At 73.9% G+C, this 16243-nt stretch carries 14 protein-coding genes; 5 read left to right on the top strand and 9 right to left on the bottom strand.

Annotated elements, in window-relative coordinates:
• Positions 1-27 precede the first annotated feature (27 nt).
• Both ACRRSS_RS36045 and ACRRSS_RS36050 read left to right on the top strand, forming a co-directional pair.
• Positions 28-684 carry a response regulator transcription factor gene (locus ACRRSS_RS36045; protein ID WP_435975141.1) on the top strand — a complete coding sequence of 219 codons (657 nt, stop codon included), beginning with the start codon at positions 28-30 and terminating at the stop codon, positions 682-684.
• Positions 681-1808, top strand: a complete 1128-nt coding sequence (locus ACRRSS_RS36050) for a sensor histidine kinase (RefSeq protein ID WP_435975142.1) — start codon at positions 681-683, stop codon at positions 1806-1808. Before ACRRSS_RS36045 ends, ACRRSS_RS36050 begins: the two co-directional genes overlap by 4 nt.
• Here the strand turns inward: ACRRSS_RS36050 and ACRRSS_RS36055 are convergent.
• The gene (locus ACRRSS_RS36055) at positions 1775-3076 is read right to left on the bottom strand and encodes a VWA domain-containing protein (RefSeq protein ID WP_435975143.1); all 1302 of its coding nucleotides are present in this window, start codon (positions 3074-3076) and stop codon (positions 1775-1777) included. The two genes, ACRRSS_RS36050 and ACRRSS_RS36055, sit on opposite strands and share 34 nt — an antisense overlap.
• A 967-nt stretch (positions 3077-4043) precedes the next feature.
• On the opposite strand from ACRRSS_RS36055, the gene ACRRSS_RS36060 reads away from it, so the two are divergent.
• Positions 4044-6104, top strand: coding sequence for a PhoX family protein (locus ACRRSS_RS36060; RefSeq protein ID WP_435975144.1), 2061 nt, complete (start codon positions 4044-4046; stop codon positions 6102-6104).
• Positions 6105-6131: 27 nt separating this feature from the next.
• On the opposite strand, the gene ACRRSS_RS36065 is transcribed toward ACRRSS_RS36060, so the two are convergent.
• From ACRRSS_RS36065 to ACRRSS_RS36100, 8 genes are all read right to left on the bottom strand, one after another.
• The gene (locus ACRRSS_RS36065) at positions 6132-7142 is read right to left on the bottom strand and encodes a hypothetical protein (protein ID WP_435975145.1); all 1011 of its coding nucleotides are present in this window, start codon (positions 7140-7142) and stop codon (positions 6132-6134) included.
• Between the two features lie 158 nt (positions 7143-7300).
• Positions 7301-8776, bottom strand: coding sequence for an APC family permease (locus ACRRSS_RS36070; RefSeq protein ID WP_435975146.1), 1476 nt, complete (start codon positions 8774-8776; stop codon positions 7301-7303).
• 197 nt (positions 8777-8973) lie between these two features.
• On the bottom strand, positions 8974-10935 hold the full coding sequence (locus ACRRSS_RS36075) for an FUSC family protein (protein ID WP_435975147.1): 1962 nt from the start codon (positions 10933-10935) through the stop codon (positions 8974-8976).
• Positions 10936-11079: 144 nt separating this feature from the next.
• Positions 11080-11316: a DUF2630 family protein gene (locus tag ACRRSS_RS36080; RefSeq protein ID WP_435975148.1), complete on the bottom strand. Its 237-nt coding sequence runs from the start codon at positions 11314-11316 to the stop codon at positions 11080-11082.
• An 18-nt stretch (positions 11317-11334) separates the two neighbouring features.
• Positions 11335-12360: an endonuclease/exonuclease/phosphatase family protein gene (locus tag ACRRSS_RS36085; RefSeq protein ID WP_435975149.1), complete on the bottom strand. Its 1026-nt coding sequence runs from the start codon at positions 12358-12360 to the stop codon at positions 11335-11337.
• 4 nt (positions 12361-12364) lie between these two features.
• Positions 12365-12796 (bottom strand): hypothetical protein, encoded by a 432-nt coding sequence (locus ACRRSS_RS36090; protein ID WP_435975150.1) that lies wholly within the window; start codon positions 12794-12796, stop codon positions 12365-12367.
• Positions 12797-12804: 8 nt separating this feature from the next.
• Complete coding sequence (locus ACRRSS_RS36095; RefSeq protein WP_435975151.1) at positions 12805-13236, bottom strand: DUF7144 family membrane protein; 432 nt, start codon at positions 13234-13236, stop codon at positions 12805-12807.
• Between the two features lie 37 nt (positions 13237-13273).
• The gene (locus ACRRSS_RS36100) at positions 13274-14071 is read right to left on the bottom strand and encodes an alpha/beta fold hydrolase (RefSeq protein WP_435975152.1); all 798 of its coding nucleotides are present in this window, start codon (positions 14069-14071) and stop codon (positions 13274-13276) included.
• A gap of 215 nt (positions 14072-14286) precedes the next feature.
• On the opposite strand from ACRRSS_RS36100, the gene ACRRSS_RS36105 reads away from it, so the two are divergent.
• Positions 14287-15618, top strand: a complete 1332-nt coding sequence (locus ACRRSS_RS36105; protein ID WP_435975153.1) for a PLP-dependent aminotransferase family protein — start codon at positions 14287-14289, stop codon at positions 15616-15618.
• Between the two features lie 191 nt (positions 15619-15809).
• On the top strand, positions 15810-16214 hold the full coding sequence (locus tag ACRRSS_RS36110; protein WP_435975154.1) for a hypothetical protein: 405 nt from the start codon (positions 15810-15812) through the stop codon (positions 16212-16214).
• Positions 16215-16243: the final 29 nt, after the last annotated feature.

Raw genomic sequence — 16243 nt, forward strand, 5'->3', positions numbered from 1 at the left:
GGGCGCGGGCTGGGGAGGATGGACCGCATGCGTGTACTCGTAGCCGAGGACGAGCGGGACCTCGCCGCGCTCGTCGCCGTCGGCCTGCGGCGGGCCGGCTTCGCCGTCGACACCGTCCACAGCGGCGACGCCGCCCTCGACCACCTCGACCTCCACCCGTACGACGTCCTCGTCCTCGACCGCGACCTGCCTCGCGTGCACGGCGACGACGTCGCCCGGCGGCTCGTCGCCGCCGGCTCCCCCACCCGCATCCTCATGCTGACCGCCGCCACGGGCGTCGACGACCGGGTCGAGGGGCTGGACCTCGGCGCCGACGACTACCTCGGCAAGCCCTTCGAGTTCCCCGAGCTGGTCTCCCGCGTACGGGCCCTGCGACGCCGTTCCGCCCGGCCGCCGCTGCCCCCGCTCCTGGAGCGGTACGGGCTCCGCGTCGACACCGTCCGGCGGACCGCGAGCCGCGACGGGCGGGACCTCGACCTCTCCCCGAAGGAGTTCTCCGTCCTCCAGATCCTGCTGGAGGCCGAGGGCGCCGTCGTCTCCGCCGAAGAGCTCCTCGACCGGGCCTGGGACGTCCACGCCGACCCCTTCACCGGGGCCGTACGCGTCTGCATGAGCAAGCTGCGCGCCAAGCTCGGCGAGCCGGGTCTGATCGGGACCGTGCAGGGCGTGGGGTACCGGCTGTGACCCCGTCCCACCACGCCTACCTGGGCGCCGGGTCCACCATCCGCACCCGCATCGCGCTCGTGTACGGAGGTGCCTTCCTCGTCCTCGGCACGGTGCTGCTGCTCGTCGTGAACCTGCTCGTCCTCGCCGGGACGGACTGGGCGACGGACGCGATCGTGTCCCGCACGGACGGCGCCGCGGTCGTGGAGGCCTACCGGCTGGGCGACGACATCAGCCGCGCCGCCGGCGAACAGATGCTCCTGTGGTCCTGCCTCGCCCTGCTCGTCACCGCCTGCTGCGCCGTCGCCGTCGGCTGGTGGACCGCCGGCCGCGTCCTGCGGCCCGTCCACGAGATGACCGCCCGCGCCCGCCGCCTCTCCGAACGCAACCTGCACGACCGGATCGCCGTCAGCGGGCCCGACGACGAGCTCAAGGAACTCGGCGACACCATCGACGCGCTGCTCGGACGCCTGGAGACCGCCTTCGACAGCCAGCGCCGGTTCATCGCCAACGCCTCCCACGAACTGCGCACCCCCCTCGCCACCCAGCGCGTCGCCATCCAGGTCGGTCTCGACGACGACTGCGCGGTACGGGACGTCCTGCTCGACGCCAACCGGCGCAGCGAACGGCTCATCGACGGTCTGCTGCTCCTCGCCCGCAGCGAACGGGGGCTCGCGGAACGGGAGGACGTGCCGCTCGGCGAGGTCGTCGAGGAGGAGTACGGCGCCGCGGTCGTGGCGGCGGCCGGCGGCGGGGTCGTACGGGGCAGCCGGGTGCTGCTCGGGCAGCTCGTACGGAACCTCGTCGCGAACGCGGTCGCCTACAACGTGCCGGGAGGCGAGGTCCGTGTGGCGGTGTCCGGTGGCGTCCTGACCGTCACCAACACCGGGCCCGTCGTCCCCGCCGACGACGTCGACGGACTCTTCGAGCCCTTCCGGCGGGGCGAGGGCCGGGACCGGATGGGGCCGGGCGCCGGGCTCGGACTGTCCATCGTGCGGTCGATCGCCGTGGCGCACGGCGGGAGCGTGCGGGCGGTGGCGCGGGACGCGGAGGAGGGCGGCGGGCTCGTGGTGACGGTGACCGTGCCGGTCACCGTCACCACGGCCCGTCCTCAGAGCTCCAGACCGGCGAGCAGCCCGCGGTAGAAGGCGGCGTGCGGGGTCTCGACCGGGGTCGTACCCGCGAAGAACGCGGCGGTACGAGGAGTGGCGTCGAGCTTCCGGACGAAGTCGAAGGCCTTGCTGTCCTCCTCGCCCCAGGCCACGAACCGCCAGTGCAGCGAACGTCCCGCCGACTCGGCCAGCGCCTGCGTGGCCGCGGTCTTCGACTCCGGCGCGCCGTCCGTCTGGAAGACGACCAGGGCGGGGCGCGCCGGGTCCGCCTTCTCGTGGTGGGCGAGTACCTCCTCCACGGCGCGGTGGTAGTTGGTACGGCCCAGGCGACCGAGGGTGGCGTTGACCTCCTCCACGCGGGTGGGGGTGAGGGAGGCCGGCGTCAGGTCGACGGTGCCGTCGATGTCCGTGGAGAAGAACACCGTCGTGACGGTGGCGTCCTCGTCGAGGTGCGCCGCGAGCGCGGTGACCTGCTCCGCGAGCCGCTGCACCGAGCCGTCCTTGAAGTACCCGCGCATCGAACCGGACCGGTCCACCACCAGGTACACGGCGGCTCGCGCGCCCGTCAGCCCCTGCTTGCCGAGCTGGGCCCCGGCGGCCTTGTAGGCGTCGACGAGGTGCGGGGCGGCGGCCTTGAGCCGGGGGAGGGGGAGGGCGGGGGTGCCGACGGGGGTGCCCTCGGCCGCCACGGCCTCCACGGATTCCACGGCCTCCACGGATTCCACGGATTCCACGGATTCCACGGATTCCGTGGCCGCCTCGGCTTCCGGCTGCGCCGGAACCTCGTCGGCCTGCTCGGCCTGCTCGGCCTGCTCGGGCAGCGCGGCGGCGGCCTCGTCGGCCTGCGCCTGCGGCTCCGCCGCCGCGACGGCGAGCTCCGGTTCCGGGGCGGGCGCCTCGACCACGACGGCCTCCGGCTCGGCCGGGGCGGGAGCGGGGGTCGCGTCGGCGGCGGGAGTCGCGTCTGCGGCCACCACGGCCGCCACGGCCGCCTCCGCCGGAGCGACGGCGACGGGCTCCGCCTCCGCCTGCTCCTCCGCCTGCTCCTTCTCCGGAGCCGGTGCGGGCGTCTTCGCGACGGGAGCCGTCGCGGGCTCCGCCTCCGGCGTCTCGTCGGTGTCGGTGACCGCTACGGCGGTCGCCTCCACCGTGGTGGCCGACGCGGTCGGCTCGTCGGTGTCCGGCGTCTCCGCCGACTCCACGGTCTGCGGCTCGGCCGCCGCCGGCTCCGCGTCGGCCACGGTGGCGACGGGCGCCGCCTCGACGGCCGCGTCAGGCTCCGCGTCGGCTTCGGCCGCCACGTCAGCCGTGGCATCCGGGGTGGCTTCGGCAGGCTCCTCGGCTTCCGTCTCCGAGACCTCAGCCTCGACAACAGGCGCCTCCGCCTCGACAACAGGCGCCTCCGCCTCGACAACAGGCGCCTCAGTCTCAACGACCGGCTCCTCGTCCGCCTCGGCGGCAGGCGTCTCGGTCCCGGTAACCGGGGTCTCGGCCTCAGCCGCAGGCGCCTCCGCCTCGGCCGGTGCCTCCGCCGCGACCGGCGCTTCCTCGGCCTCAGCCGCAGGCGCCTCCGCCTCGACAACCGGCGTCTCCGCCTCGACAACCGGCGTCGCTGCCTCGACGACCGGCGTCTCCGCCTCGGCGGCGACCGTCTCCGCCGCAACCGGCGCTTCCGCAACCGGCGCTTCAGCAACCTCAGTCGCAGCCCCGGCCCCAGCCTCAGCCGTCTTCGCCTCAGCCGCAGGTGCCGTCACCTCAGCCGCGGGTGCAGCCGCCGCAGCCCCAGCCGCAGCCGTCTTCTCCCCGGCCGTAGGTGTCTTCGCGCGTGCCCGGGGGATCTGCGGGTTGTCGAACGACGCCGCCACCAGGTCGTCCGCCGCGCGGCGGGCCGCGGCCTCCGGGGTGTCCGGGGACGTGGACGGGGTCTCACGCGTCTGGGGCGGGACGGAGGTCGCCGGGGATTCCTCGTGGTCCCGGCCGAATACCTTGCGCAGCATGCTCCGAATACCCATGGGCGAACCCTTTCGCATGAGATGGGTGCGTGTGAATGTCCGTACTGGGCGTTTCGGGAATTTCATCCCTGGCCAGGGCGGACACGTAAGGTTAGCGGCCACCTCCTCCCTCTCCGGCGCCCCGGTAGCCCTCGGTTGCCGGGGATTCATTCGGCGTTCACTCCGTCGCAGTCCCTGTGCAGGTGTGCGCACATAGCGTCGCGGCCGTAGACATCCCGACAGCATGTCGGCGCAGTGTGCGCCGGAGGAGGACGAAGTGCGCAAACTGCTGCCGCTGCTGAGCACGAACCCCCACGGAGGCGGCCGTTCCGCTCTCACCTGCCGTTACCGGTGTGGTGACGCCTGCTTCCACGAGGTGCCCAACACCAGTGACAACGAGTACGCCGGTGACGTCATAGCCGGTGTCCTCTCCCGTCGATCCGCGCTGCGCGCCGCCGCCGTCGTGACCGTCGCCTCCGCCGTCGGCGGCGCCGCGGTGCTCGGCGAGGCCCCGGAGGCCGTCGCCCACGGCAACGGTCACGGTCACGGACCCGGCCCCGTCAAGACCGACGGTGCCCGCGGTCTCCGCTTCGCCCCGGTCGCGCCCAACACCGCGGACAAGGTCACCGTCCCCTCCGGCTACTCCCAGAACGTGGTCATCCGCTGGGGCGAGCCCATCCTCCGCGGCGCCCCCGCCTTCGACTCCGAGAAGCAGACGGCGAAGGCCCAGGCCGGGCAGTTCGGTTACAACAACGACTTCCTCTCCCTGCTGCCGCTGGACGAGGAGCGCGACCGCCAGGTCCTCGTCGCCAACCACGAGTACACCGACGAAGTCCTGATGTTCCGCGGCTACGACGCCGCCAACCCGACCCGCGAGCAGGTCGAGATCGCCTGGGCCGCGCACGGCCTCTCGGTCGTCGTCGTCCAGGAGGAGCGCCGCTCCGGCAAGCTCACCCCGGTCAACCGCCACTACCTGAACCGGCGTCTGCACACGACGAGCGAGTTCCGGGTGACCGGCCCGGCCGCCGGCAGCGACCTGCTCAAGACCTCCGTCGACCCGACCGGCCGCACGGTCCTCGGCACGCTCAACAACTGCGCCGGCGGCACCACCCCGTGGGGCACCACCCTCCACGGCGAGGAGAACTTCAACCAGTACTTCGCCAACGGGTCCAGCGCCACGGACAAGCGGTACGGCGTCGGCACCGGCGCCACCGAGCGCAAGTGGGAGCGGTTCGACAAGCGCTTCGACCTCGCGCAGGAGCCCAACGAGGTCCACCGCTTCGGCTGGGTCGTCGAGCTCGACCCGTACGACCCCGACTCCACGCCCCGCAAGCGCACCGCGCTCGGCCGCTTCAAGCACGAGGCCGCGCAGCCCCGTCTCACCGCCGACGGCCGTCCGGTCGTGTACATGGGCGACGACGAGCGCTTCGACTACTTCTACAAGTTCGTCTCCAGCAAGCGGATGAGGAAGGGCGGCTCGCGGGCGGCCCGCGAGCACAACCTGACGCTGCTCGACGAGGGCACGCTGTACGTCGCCAAGCTGACCGGCGACTCCCCGGCGGCCGAGATCGACGGCACCGGCAAGCACCCCAACGACGGCGAGTTCGACGGCTCCGGCGTGTGGATCCCGCTCGCCACCGGCGACGTCTCGCACGTCCCCGGCATGACCGCCGACGAGGTGTACGTCTTCACCCGCCTCGCCGGTGACAAGGTCGGGGCGACGAAGATGGACCGCCCCGAGGACGTCGAGCCGTCCCCGCGCACCGGTCGCGTCTACGTCGCGCTCACCAACAACACCAACCGCGGCAAGGGCACCAACCCGGGTGCCGACGAGGCCAACCCGCGCAACCTCAACAAGCACGGGCAGATCCTCGAACTCGCCGAGAACTGGGACGACCCGTCCTCCGACGGCTTCGCCTGGCGCCTCTTCCTCGTCGCCGGTGACCCGAACGACCCGGCCACCTACTTCGCCGGCTACCCCAAGGAGAAGGTCTCCCCCATCTCCTGCCCGGACAACGTGGCGTTCGACCCGTACGGCAACCTGTGGATCTCCACCGACGGTGCCCAGCTCGGCTCGCACGACGGTCTGTTCGGCGTGGCCACGCAGGGCGAGCGGCGCGGTGAGCTCAAGCAGTTCCTGACCGTGCCCAAGGGTGCCGAGACCTGCGGCCCGATCATCCAGGACCGCCGCGTCCTGGTGGCCGTGCAGCACCCGGGCGAGATCGACGGGGCCTCCGTCGAGAACCCGAAGTCGGAGTGGCCCGACGGACCCGGCAGGATCGTCCGCCCGTCGGTCGTCGCCGTCTGGCGCACGGACGGCCGCGACATCGGCGTCTGACGCACGAGGGACCGGGGGCGGAGAGCCTCACTCCGCCCCCGGGCTCCCGCCCGACACCCCCAGGCCCTCCCTGAACCGTACGAACTGTTCCTCCGGGTCCCCCGTGTACGCCCACGGCACCCAGGCCGCCCGGACGCCCAGCATCCCGAGCAGTTCGCGGGCGATCTCCACCTGGCCCGCGTAGCAGGCCGCGTGGACGAGGAAGTTGAGGTCGCCGACCTCCTCCGGCGCGACCGGGCGGCCCGGGTCCCTGCCGCCGATCCACCGGGCGTGCGTGCGGCGCAGTTCCGTCACCGCCAGTTCGTGCTTCCAGTGCTGGTCGAAGCCGCGTACCGGGCCCCGGCCGAGCGCGCCGTCCGCGATGTACCGGTACTCCTCGACCCGGGCCACCTGGACGAGCACCGGCAGCGGGGAGCCGGGCGGTGCCACGCCCGCCGCGTCGCGGGCGAAGTCGTACATGCTGCCGTGCGTGCCGTGCCACCGCGCCGACCAGTAGCGCAGCACCTGGATGTGGCCCTCCGTGTTGTACGGGTCCCGGCGCCGCAACTCGTCGAACCAGTGGCGCAGTTCCCGGCGCGGCACCCCGCCCTCGTACAGCCGGGCCACCGAGAGCAGCGACACCCACGGCATGGGGTCGGCGGGTGCGGCGTCGGCGGCGCTCCGGCAGGCGTCGACGGCGGCGTCGATCCGGCCCCGTTCGACGGCGGCGCCCCGACCGGCGGCGATGGCCGCGTCGAAGACCCGGACCACCTCGGTGGCCGCCCGCAGGACGGCCGCGTCGGGGTTGCCCGGTTCGGCGGCCCGCCAGGTCTCCACGGTGGAGCTGCCGGCGGCGGCGTGCGAGAGGAGCCGCAGCCGGTGGGTGCGGCGCTCCCAGTGGTCTCCGGTGGCGGCGAGCAGGTCCCGTACGCCCTGCCAGCGGCCGATGACGATGTCGTGGCGCGCCTCGGTCAGCGCGCGGTCCCCGAAGTCCGGGTCGAAGTCGGGCACGAAGCGTTCCGGACGCGCCGAGCGCGCGGAGCGGCGGCGTACGGCCATCGGGGGCCTCCTTCGGGTTCGGCTGCCGTCAGAAGTCGTGGGCGTGGGGGGGTGTTCCGCCGGGTCCCGGACGCCGGCCCTTACCGGTCCCGGAGGTCCGGCCCGGAGGTCCGGCCCCAGCGGTCCGTCTCAGCGGTCCGGGCCCGGAAGTCCGGGTCTCAGAAGTCCGTCGCGTAGCTCTTGTCCCGGGGGCCGGTACGCGCGTGCGTGGCCGGGGCCGAGCCCTCCGCGGCCGCCATCGCGCGGACCGCGTCCAGGCGGGCCGGACGGTAGTAGTCGCTGCCCTTGCGCCAGTACACGAGGAGCGGGACCACGCCGAGGAGCAGTCCGCCGAGGCCGATGGTGAGGGCGGTGGTGGAGAGTTCGCCGAGCGACTCGACGAACGCCCAGAGCATGAAGGCGGAGCCGAGCAGCGGCCAGAGGCCGCCGAGCAACAGGTTCCGTACGGAGCGGAAGAGGACCGACTTGTACGCGACGACGGCGGCGATGCCCGCGAGGCCGTAGTAGAACGCGATCTGCAGTCCGATCGCGGAGACGGCGTCCCGGAGGATCTGCTGGACCGAGCCGGCGGCCGCGGCGGCCGCGAACATCAGCAGGGCGGCGCCGCCGACGGTGACGATCGCGACCCACGGGGTGTTCCAGCGGAGGTGCACGGTGCCCAGCGCGGCCGGCAGGGTCCGGTCGCGGCCCATCGCGAAGAGCGAGCGGGTGACCTGGAGGAGGGTGGTCTCCAGGGTGGCGACGGTGGACAGCAGGACCGCGACGACGAGGAGCCGGCCGCCGACGCCCGGCCAGATCTCCTGGCCGATGACGGCGAGGACGTTGGGCCCCGCGGTACGGATCTCCTCGGCGCTCAGCAGGACGTTCACGACGACGGTGACGGCCACGAAGAGGAGGAGGACGAAGGCGACGCCGACGAGCGCGGCGAGTCCGGCGGTGCGGCGGCTGTCGCGGGTCTCCTCGCTGAGGTTGCTGGTGACGTCCCAGCCCCAGTAGTAGAACGCGGCGATCAGCGCGCCGGCCGCGAAGCCCTCCGGCCCGTCGAACCGGGCGAGGCCGAACCACGACCAGTCGAAGGCGGTGGCCCGTCCCCGGTGGGCCACGGCGGCCAGGATGAAGCCGAGGAGGATCACCATCTCGACGCCCGACATGATCAGCTGGGCCCGCACGGTGAGCCGGGCGCCGCCCAGGACGACCAGCAGCATGATCAGGAACCAGCCGGCGCCGACGGCCGCGGCGAGCGGGGTGCTCTCGGCGAGGTCCGGGTCGATCAGGGCGAGCGTGAGGGAACCGGCGGGCAGCGAGCCGGCCACCATGAAGACGGTGGCGGCGAAGACCAGGGCCCAGCCGGAGAGGAAGCCGAGGAACGGGTGGAGGGTGCGGCCCACCCAGGAGTAGCCGGCACCGGCGTTGACGTCGATCCGCCCGAGGCGGGCGTAGGCGAGGACGATGCCGAACATCGGTATCGCGCAGTAGAGCAGGGCGGCGGGCCCCCCGTAGCCGACGGCGCCGAAGAGGACGGCGGTGGTCGCGGCCATCGAGTAGGCGGGGGCGCTGCCGGCGACGGCCATCACGATCGTGTCGAAGGTGCCGAGGACATTGGGCTGGAGCCCTCTGTTCGTCGTGGTGCGCATGGGCGGGTCCTCGGGGCGCGGGGGGTGAGGCAGGGCGAAGTGGCCCGTCCGCCGGGCCGGTTGCCGACGGCGGCGGGCGCGGATCACGGTGAGATCGAGCGCATCGTAGTCGCCCGGGTGGCTTCGGGTAACGGCGGTGGGGAGGGTTCCGCTCCGTGACCGCCGGTAAGTCCTCCCGTACGCCCCCGGGAGAGGGTTTACCGCAGGTCGGGACCGGCAATGGCGCGGGCCGCGCGGACCTCCTGACGGAGCGGTTCCAGGACTCCGTTCTCGTCGCCGGGGAGCTCCGTGCGGACCTCCACGAGGGTGTCGGTGTCCCGCAGTCCGTCCGCGAGTTCGCGCAACTCCCGCTCCACGGGGCCCACCTCGGCGGGATCGGGGACCGGGGCGCCGTGATCGACCCGGATCCGGGCAGCCGTCGTCGCGTCCACGATCCGTTCGACGGCGACGACGAGCGGCCACCAGGCGGCGGCGCGGACGCCGGTGGGCGGCGGTTCGGTCAGGGCACGCTGGAACTCGGAGCGTACGGTCGACAGATCGCGGTAGAGCTTCCGCCGGGCCCGCAGCCGCGCCCCCTGGTCACCGCCGGCCCCCTCGGCCCCGCCGAAGGCGCAGGTCACATAGGCGGCGGTGTCGGCGACGGCGTCCGCGAGCCGGTCCCCGATCCGGGCGTGCCAGGACTCCGGCCAGAGCAGGTACCCGGCGATCAGCGCGATCCCGCAGCCGATGAGCGAGTCGTACAGGCGGGGCATGACCAGGTCGAAGCCCTGCTGGTTGAGGGTGTCGGAGAGCAGCAGGATCACCGGGGTGATGGCCGCGGTCTGGAAGGCGTAGCCCTTCGCGGAGAAGGCCGGGATGAGGGCCGCGAGGACGCACATCACGGGCACGTCCCACCAGCCGCGCGGCACCTCGGCCAGGACGAGGGCGGCGAGGACGAGGCCGGCGGCGGTGCCGAAGGCGCGGAGCACGGCCCGGGAGAAGACCGAACCGAAGTCGGGCTTCATCACGAACGTGACGGTCAGCGCGACCCAGTACGAGCGGGGTACGGCGATCAGCGAGACCAGCGCCTGCGCGAGGCCGATGCAGAGCGCGAGCCGCAGCCCGTACCGCCAGGACGCCTCGGAGAACAGGACGGCGCGGGTGGCCCGGCGGACGCGGACCCGCAGCGCGGCGGGGCGGCCGAGCCGGTCGTCCACGTTGGAGGCGTCGGGCTCGGTCTTGTGGACGACGGCGGCCGCGTACCGCAGGGCGTGGTCGACGGCCTTCTCGGCCGGCCGCTCGGGGGTCGGAAGATCGAGTACGGGTGTCCCGGTGCGGCCCTCCTCGACGGCGTCGGCCAGCTCGCGCACGGTCGCCGGGATCGTCGGGGACAGCGGGCCGTAGAGCTGGGCCCGCAGGTGGCCGGCGGGGGCGGCCTCGACCAGCGGGATGACGACGTTCAGCTGGGCGAGCAGCCGGACCAGGGAGGGCGCGCGGCCGTGCTGGCGGGCCCGGCGGGCCAGGATCAGGTCGTAGGACTGGTTGAGGGAGGCGGTCACGGCCTGCCGCTTCTCGTCGTACCCGGAGCCGCCCGTCGCCTCGTACAGGTCGGCGACGGCCCGGTAGGTCGCGGCGACGGCGGAACGCTCGGGTGCGGCGCGCCGCAGCGGCCAGCCGAGCAGGGAGAGCAGGAGGACGAACAGCCCGCCCAGGGTGAGGAGGAGAGGCGCCTTCCACCAGGGATCGGGCATCGGGAGACCGGCGCCGACGACGGCGTTGAGGAGCAGGAGGAGACCGGAGACGGACGCGACGGCCCCGATCGAGGAGATCATCCCGGAGACCAGCGCGACCAGCGTCAGAACGGCGACGGCGAGCCAGCCCTGCCCGAAGACGAGGGTGCCGAGGGTGACGCCGACGGCGCCGAAGAGCTGGGGCACGGCGATGTTGTAGACCCGCATGCGGTAGGCGTCGGCGGTGTCACTGATGACCCCGGAGAGCGCGCCCATGGAGACGAGCGCTCCGTACGCGGGTTGCCCGGCGGCCAGTCCGACGGCGAGCGGCGCGGACAGCGCGACCGAGGCCCGCGCGACGGCGGCCCAGGGAATGGGCACGGCCGCGGGCTTGAACCCGGCGGTGAGCCAGGCGGGCGGGGCGAGGCGGGTGGGGTGTGGGCGCGCCATGGGGTCAAACGTACGTGGCCGAGTGGGGTGCTCGGCGGCGTCGGCGCCGCGGTGGTCCGGGTGGCGGCCCGCCTCCGGCCTCGTCGCGGCGCTGGGGGGCCTTGTCGATCGGGCCGGGCTCGCGGCGTCATCGACGAGGAACCCCTAGTTGCGGTAGGACTCGACCTCCGCGGCCGGGCGCAGGGCCGCCGTGTCCGGGTCCTCGCCGTATTCGGCCTTCGCCCGGCGCTGCCGCAGCAGGTCCCAGCACTGGTCCAGGCGGACCTCCAGGTCGGCCAGGCGGGCGCGTTCCTCGGGGAGGAGGCCGCCCGTGCGCTGTCTCAGGGCGCGTTCCTCCTCGACGAGGGCACCGATGTCGTCCAGGATCTCCTCGTTGTCCATGTCCTCAAGCGTGGCCGATCAGCGCCCGGTGTGCAGGTCGAGATCGGTGACGACGGCCCGGTGGTCCGTGCCGGGGAGGTCGGGGAAGCGGGTGTTGCCGGCCGTGAAGTCCTCGCTGACCAGGACGTGGTCGATCTGGACGTACGGGGGGACGGGGCCCTCCATGGGCCAGGTGGGGGTACGGCTCGCGCCCGTGAGCCGGGCCGCGTCGTGGAGGTCGCCCGCGTCGAGGACGGAGCGGAAGGCGGCGTGGTCCTGGGAGGCGTTGAAGTCGCCGGCGATCAGGAGGGGGCCTTCGTGGGCGGCGGCGTCCTCGACCAGGCCGAGTTCCCGCTTCCACAGGTGGACCTGGCCGGGCAGCGGCGGCAGCGGGTGGGCTAGCTGGAGGCGTACGGACCGCCCGCCGATCTCGGCGGTCGCGCCGGGCATGCCCATGGCCGAGGGGAGCATCCGCCAGTCGCGGAGCGGGTACGCGCTGAGGATGACGGAGCCGGCCGAGCCGTCCGCCTCGACGGACGCGTAGTGGGGGAGTTCGTCGGCGAAGGCGGTGGTGAGGGTCCGTCCGCAGGCGCGGTCGCACTCCGACACGAAGACGAGCTGGGGCCGTTCCCGCCGGATCGTGGTGACGAGCGCCCCGGTGGCCTCGCCGAACTCGACGTTCGAGGCGAGGACCCTGAGCCGGGCCACCACCGGGCCGTGCGCGCCGGTGCTGTCCGGACCGTACGGCAGCGCCGTCCAGAGGGTGGCCGCGAGGACCACGGCGGCGACGGCCCCGAGGGCCCGCCGCCGGGCCACGGCCGCCAGGAGCAGCCCGAGCGCGGCGGGGACCGCGCACCAGGGCAGCAGGGAGAGCAGCTGCGGGACGGGCGTGACCGCGTCCGTGCCGAGGAGGCGGCAGGCCGTGAGCAGGGCCGGGCCCAGCAGCAGCAGCCCCGCGGCCCAGGCGGTGACGCGGTGCCTGGGCCGGAGGGGCGGCTCGGGGGGTGTCGGGGCAGGGCTCTTCACGGGTTCGGCTGCGGGCTCGGCGGCCAGGACTCGGTCCACCCCGTCAGTGTCGCAGGGCCTGCCCGATCTCGGCCTTCGGTTCGCCCGAGAGCGTCCGAGTGCTGCGCGCCGTACCGGTCTTGGACGCTCCCGGTGCCACCCCGTCGATGCTCAGGACGACCGAGTCGAGGAAGTTGCCGTCCGCGTCCCGGAAGGTGACCAGGATCGTGTAGTCGGCGTTCGCGTCCTTCGGGTTGGTGGCCGTGATCTCGGCGACCGTGCGGTCCCCGTCGGTGCCGGTCGCTCCGGCGGTGACGTCGCCGGTGGCGTTCACCCCGTCCTTGATCTCGCTCATCTTCTCCTCGGCGGCCGAGGCGACGGCCGCCGTGGCGGTGGAGACGATGCCGCCCGCCGTCTCCTTGACGGTGTCGCAGCCGGTGAGGGTGAGGGCCGTCGTGGCGGCGAGGGTGAGGGCCGCCACCGTGGTGCGTCGCATGCCTCCCCCTAGTACCTCTCGTTCGGGCCGTACGCCTCGTCCGTCGCCAGCGCCCAGATCACGAAGACCGAGATGGCCATCGAGAACAGCGCCCACCACGGCTGGTACGGCAGGAAGAGGAACTGGAACAGGAGGTTGAGGGAGGCGAGGGCGATACCGGCGACCCGGCCCCACTCCGCGCCCTTGAGGACGCCGTATCCGACGATCACGAGGACGACGCCGAGGATCAGGTGGATCCAGCCCCACGTGGTCAGGTTGAACTTGAACACGTAGTCGCCGACGCGGGTGTAGACGTCGTCCTCGGCGATGCCTGCGATGCCCTGGAAGATGTCCATGAAGCCGGTGACCAGCATGAGGACGCCGGCGAAGAGGGTGCCTCCGGCGGCCCAGGCGCCGGTGGAGGAACTCTGCTTGCGGGGAGGTGCGGTGTTCTGGCTCATGGCCCCATCGTCGGAGCGTTCGGGCGTTTCCGACCGTTCAGCGGGGCCGAACGAGTGAGCCGAGGTAGCTCTCCAGTGCCGCGTCGAACTCCTCGGGGCGTTCCAGGTTGGGCAGGTGCGCGGCCCGTTCGATCACGGCGAGCGTGGCGTGGGGGAGCAGCGCGCACATCTCCTCCGCGTCGGAGACCGGGGTGTACGTGTCGTCCCGGCCGACGACGACGAGCGCGGGGAACGGCACCGTCGTGAGCGTCTCCCGGTAGTCGGGGCGTTCGGCCCGGCCGCGCAGGGCGGCGGCCGCGCCGACCGGGTCGGTGGAGCGCATCATGCGGTGGACGTGGGGGGCGGCGTGGGTGTTGTACGGGGCCACCATCAGGTCCAGTACCTCGTCGGCGTACCCCCGCATCCCCTCGGCGAGGAGCCGGTCGGCCATGGCGTTGCGGGCGGCCTTGCCCTCGTCGGTCTCGGCGGCGGGGAAGGTGTCGGCGAGGACGAGGCCCCGGATCCGCCCGGGGTGGCGGCGGTAGAGCTCCATGGCGATCTGGCCGCCCATGGAGAGGCCGGCGAGGACGCACCGCTCGACGCGCAGGTCGTCGAGGAGGGCGACGAGGTCCTCGGCGAAGACGCCGAGACCGGTGGAGTCCGGGTGCGCGCCGAGCGGTGTGGCGCCGTAGCCGCGCAGGTCGGGGGCGATCACCCGGTGGGTGCGGGAGAAGCGGTCGATCTGGGGCTGCCACATGGTGTGGTCGAAGGGGTGGCCGTGGACGAGGAGGAGGGCGGGGCCCTCGCCCTTGTCCACGTAGTGGATCTCGGCGTCGGGGGTGCGGGTGACGTGCATGTCCGCAGGCTAGGCAGCCACAACTGCTCGGTGCAATAAGATCTTTGCTCTCGGTGCAATCGTGGGGGCGGTGCGATCGGGGGGGCGTGGGCGTGGGGTGTGGGGCGGTGCGATCGGGGTGCGATCAAGGGCCGCCGCGATCGCGGGGCGGTGCGGTCGTGGCGCGGTGCGATCGTGGGGCGGTGCGGTCGTGGCGCGGTGCGGAGGGGGATGTCGTGGAGGAGTACCGGAGGATCGCCGACCGGGTCGAGGCGGCCGTACGCGACGGGCGGCTGCGGCCCGGCGACCGGCTGCCGCCGCAGCGGGTCTTCGCCCGCCGTCACGCCATCGCGAACTCGACCGCCATCCGCGTCTACGGCGAACTCGCCCGCCGGGGCCTGGTCGTCGGGGAGGTAGGGCGCGGCACCTTCGTCCGGGCCGCACCCCCGCTGCCGGGACCCGCGCTCGCCGAGGCGACCGGGGCCGCCCCCGTCGACCTCCAGCTCAACTACCCCGTCCCCGAAGGGCAGTCGGAGCTGATGGCCCGGGCGCTCGCCGCCCTCGCCCGGCCCGACGTGCTGGCCGAGGCCGTCTCCCGGCCCGCCGCCGCCACCGGCACCCCGGAGGCCCGCGACGCGGCGGCGGCCGTCCTCGCCCGGCCCGGCTGGACGCCCGACCCCGAGAGCGTGCTCTTCGCCGGGAACGGCCGGCAGGCCATCGCCGCCGCGCTCTCCGCCCTCGTCCCGCCCGGCGGCCGGCTGGGCGTCGAGGCGCTCACGTACCCCCTGGTCAAGGCGGTGGCCGAGCGGCTCGGCATCCGGCTCGTCCCGCTCGCCCTCGACACCGAGGGGATACGGCCCGAGGCGCTCGCGGCGGCCCACCGGGCGGCGCCGCTGGCCGCCGTCTACCTCCAGCCCACCCTCCACAACCCGCTCTCCTCGACCGCCGGCCGGCAGCGCCGGGCCGAACTGGCCGAACTGCTCAGGAGGCTGGACCTCACGGCCGTCGAGGACACCACCTGGGCCTTCCTCGTACCGGACGCGCCCGCCCCGCTCGCCGCCCACGCCCCCGAGCGGGTCCTCCTGGTCGACAGCCTCTCCAAACGGCTCGCCCCCGGACTGACCGTCGGCTACCTGGTGGTGCCCGGACGGCTGCGTACGACGGTGGCGGAGGCCCTGCGCTCCGGCGCCTGGACGGCGGGCGGCCTCGCGCTCGCGGCCGCCACCCGCTGGACCGGCGACGGGACGGTCGCCGAGGCGGTCGCCGCCAAGCGCGCGGACACGGAGGCCCGGCACGCCCTGGTGCGGCGGCGGCTCGCCGGACACGCCGTGCGGAGCTCGCCGTACGCGTACTACTGCTGGTGGGAGCTGCCCGCGCGCTGGCGGGCGGAGACCTTCACGGCCGCCGCCTCCGCCCGCGCGGGCGTGGCGGTCACTCCCGGGAGCGCCTTCGCGGTGGGCCCGGGCACGGCCCCGGACGCGATCCGGATCGGTCTCGCCTCTCCCCCGCACGCGGTGCTCGACGAGGCACTCGGACGCCTCGCGGCGCTGGCGGCCGAGGACGGCTGAACGCGAGGTACCCCGCCCCGGGAAGGGCGGGGCACCGGTCCCCGGCGGGACACGCGGCTCGTACGGGGATCAGGCGGCGGAACAGGGCCGCTGGTTCGCCGACGCCTGATCCACTTGCGGGGCACCGGTCGCGGGTGTGCCCTGGAGGGTGCGGGACGCAGCAGGGGGGCGAGAGACAAGGAGCTCCTGCCATGGCCGCACACGCAGCGGTGCCCACGAGGCGCCAGTTCAGTACGCACGGCTGGGCGGTGCCGATCGTCGTCGGCGTCCTGTACGGCCTCTACGCGGCGACCGTGGCGCGCCAGGGCGGCCCCACCACCCTCGGGCAGCTGTGGGTCGGCCTCGTCTCGGCCATCGTCCTCGCCGTGGGGATCCACACCCTCCACCGGCACGGACGCGCCCTCCCCCGCGAACTGCGGGCGGTCGCCTGGGGTGCCCTCTCGGGCACCGCGGTCGGCTTCCTGTTCAGCCTGTCGGGGGCCAGCATCCTGTCGTCGAGCGGCCTCGGACTGGCCTTCGGCGCCGTCAACGTCGCCGCCGCCTACTACATCTTCTACACCCACGAGGACGCCGCCGGACGGCCCGCGCCGTACTGACGGCCCCCGCCGTCCCCGCTCCGGCGGCG

It is taken from the genome of Streptomyces sp. Qhu_M48, from assembly GCF_051305195.1.
GTDB lineage: Bacteria > Actinomycetota > Actinomycetes > Streptomycetales > Streptomycetaceae > Streptomyces.